At 53.0% G+C, this 3,358-nt stretch carries 2 protein-coding genes; both read right to left on the minus strand.

Translation table 11 applies throughout. The features are described 5' to 3' along the window. Positions 1-15: 15 nt before the first annotated feature. Positions 16-2,424: an MMPL family transporter gene (locus RBT11_20575; protein MDX9789177.1), complete on the minus strand. Its 2,409-nt coding sequence runs from the start codon at positions 2,422-2,424 to the stop codon at positions 16-18. Between the two features lie 88 nt (positions 2,425-2,512). After that, positions 2,513-3,358, minus strand: an 846-nt coding sequence (locus RBT11_20580) for a YCF48-related protein (GenBank protein ID MDX9789178.1), incomplete at its 5' end; no start/stop codon positions are given.

Consider the following 3,358-nt stretch of genomic DNA (forward strand, 5'->3'; position numbering starts at 1 on the left):
GTCACGGTAAAGGGATTAAACTTTAGCCACAGCGGGTTTACCCGGCGTTTTTTCGGGATGTTGCTTATTGAAACCAGTGGATTCCACTTTTTCATTCCCCCGAACGGGCGCTTTGCGTCTGCGAAGAATCCATCTGGCCAGGGCGGGGAGAATAAACACGGCGCCAACCATGTTGAACATGAACAGGAAGGTCAGAAGGATGCCCATGTCCGCCTGAAATTTCAACGGTGAAAAAATCCAGGTGGCGGTGGCAAGTCCCAAACTGATCCCGGTCAGCAATATGGCATTGCCGGTATAATTGAGCGTTTTTTCGTATGCCTCTCGTAACGATTCGGATTCCCAGCGAAGCGCGATCAGCGTGCTGTATAAATAAATCCCGTAATCCACCCCCACGCCCACACCCAGCGACACCACCGGAAGCGTGTTCACCTTCAGACCGATTCCCAGCAGCGCCATCATGGCATACCCGAGGATCGAAACAAGCCCCAACGGCAAAAGGATGCACAATAACGCGGGCAAGGATCGAAAAGAAATAAGTACGAACAGGATTGTTGCCATATAAACATACATAACGATCGGAAGCTGTTCCGCGGCAACCACTTGGTTGGTGGCGCCCATTACGCCGACATTGCCCCCGGCAAACCGCAGCGTGACATTCTCCGAGGGATGGGCCGCGATATACGTTTCCGCCGATTTGATAATATGCGCGATCGTCTCGGCGCGGTGATCCTCGGTGTATATGCGCACCGGCATCACGCTAAAGTTCTTGTTCATCAGTCCCGATGTGGATGGCACATACCAGCAAGCCTGCCCGAGAACCTGCGGATTTCTGGACAATACCCGCCACTTCAGATTGGCTTCATTCCATCCGGCGCTCAGATGCTTGACAATACCGGGCAGGCTCTCCACCGACTTAACCCCCTCAACGCCGTTCATGTACCAGGCAAATTCATCAATATAGCTCATCGCGTCGTGATCGATACAGGCATCCGGCTTGCTCTCGGCAAAGATGATCATGGAGTCAACGCCAATGGCAAATTTGCTGATAATCACATCCGTGTCCAGGTTGTAACGGGAATCCGGCCGCAGCTCGGGAACCCCCGCTTGGGAATCTCCGATTCTGACCTGTCGCGACTGATGCCAGCCCGCAACAAGGAGCACCACTGAAACCAGAATGATGACAGCGGCCCATTTGCGGTCGGCCACCTTGGACAATCCCCGCCACAGCGGCGCCATGAGGGCGGCCCGCTTTTTCAGTTTTAAGCGATAGGCATCATCCACGGACATAAAGGAGAGAAGCATGGGCAGAAGAAACATATCCACAATGGCAATAGCGGCCACGCCGATGGACGCACCAATCGCCATCTCCTGAATGATTCGAATCTGAATCAGCAGAATGGTCGCAAAGCCGATAATGTCGGTAATCAGAGCGGTGAGGCTGGGAACAGCGAGTTTTTTCAATGCGTTTTCGGCTGCTTCCACGGGCGCATACCCATCAAATACCTCGGACATGCATCCTCTCACCATCTGCATCCCGTGGCTGATCGCGATGGCGAATACCAGAAACGGCACCAGGGTTCCCATGGGATCGATCCCGTAGCCGAACAAAGACAACAATCCGAGCTGCCAAATCACGGCCACGAGCGCATTCAAGACGACCAGCACCGTGTATTTGATGGATTGCGTGTACCAAAATACAATCACCAGCGTCGAAAGAAAGGCCATGCCGAAAAACAGGAGCGTCGCCGCAACCCCGTCCACCATGTCACCGATGAACTTTGCAAAACCGATGATATGCACATCAATATCTTCGTTTGAAAACTTCTCTCGAACCTTTTCCAGTTGCTTGGCAACCTTCATGAAATCAAGTTTTTCCCCGGTGGTCGGATCCACCTCCTGAAGGTCGCAGGCAATCATGGCGCCCGTGAAATCGTTTGCCACCAGTCGTCCCAGATACTCGGATTTAAGAATGTTCTGGCGGACTTGTTCAAGCCCCTCGGGCGTCGGCTCAAACCCGTTCGGAATGATATTGCCGGCGGCAATCCCCCCCTCGATGATCTCGGTGTAGCGAACATTCGGCGTCCAGATCGAAAAAACACGGCTGCGGTCAACCCCCGGTATGAAAAAAATTTCATCGGTGGCCTCCCGTAAGGCCGTGAAAAACTTCGGCGTGAAAATATCCCCCTTCTTGGTGGTCAGCGCAACGAGAATTTGGTTGGCGCCGCCAAAATCCTTTTGAAAATCAACGTAGGTCTTCATAAACGGGTGCGTCATCGGCAAAAGCTTGGTGAAGCCCGCATCAAGATAAATGCGCGATGCCGAATACCCCAAATAAATGGTGGCTATAACGAAAAAAGCAAGCACCAAAGCCCTGTGCTTAAATAGCCCGGACCTGATTTTCCCAATGTTCGAAAAAAAACTCATGGTTGCTCCTATGTACCATTCTAAGTGACTGCTCGGAAATAAAAAACCTTCCGCCCCGGCTTCCCGAGTAGTTGACATTTCAATCGGGTTATGTGTTTGAAGCCGTTAACGACATCGTTTGCACACCGAATTCGCCGAACAGCAGCAACCCCGCTCCTTTAGCTTCCAATATTTTTGAAATCCCCTGCCGCCCGCTTTTCTTTTCAATCGACTGAAAGCTTTTCCCTTCATCACGGCTTTCTATAAGAGCACCCCCCAGACCGCAGACAACGATTCGCCCGTCCCTGAGCACTTGGGCGTCGTTCAGCATCGCGGTCAGCCCCGTGTCGATTTTCGTCCAGGATGCGCCGGAATCAGTGGATCTGAACGCATTGCCCCGCAATCCAAAGGCGAGCACGGCTTCACCCTTCAGCGGCAGCGTACAAAAAATAGACCCCTCATAAGGCAATGACAAAATCTGCCAGACCTCGCCTCCGTCATCGGATCGATATACCTTTCCGGATTCGGCAGATAGGTACAACTTTCCGCTCTGCGATGCGCTGATGTGGTTAAGGTGATAATCATCTTCGCCGATTTTCCGCCGGCTCCAGGTACTGCCGCCGTCCGTCGTCACCATAAAAAGACCGTACGCGCCTATTGCAAAACCGTTTCGGGCATCCTTGAACCATACATCCAAAAGCGGCATCTCAAGCGCAGGATCTGAAAACACGCTTTCCCAGGCTTTCCCGCCATCGGTCGTTCGAAGAATAACGGCATCGTGCCCAACGGCCCACCCCAGCTTCTCATCATGAAGATACACGCCGGTCAGGGTGGCCCGCGTCGGCACCCCTTCCACTTGTCTCCAGTTCTTTCCATCATCGTCGGAAACAAGGATGTACCCCCTCTCGCCGACACACACGACATGGCCCCCCTTGGCAGCGGCATCCAACATCAG

The organism is Desulfobacterales bacterium, from assembly GCA_034003325.1.
Taxonomy (GTDB): Bacteria; Desulfobacterota; Desulfobacteria; order Desulfobacterales; family JAFDDL01; genus JAVEYW01.

Excerpts from the sequence above, each read along its gene's own strand:
- RBT11_20575 (MDX9789177.1), bottom strand. The coding sequence starts at position 2,424 with ATGAGTTTTTTTTCGAACATTGGGAAAATCAGGTCCGGGCTATTTAAG.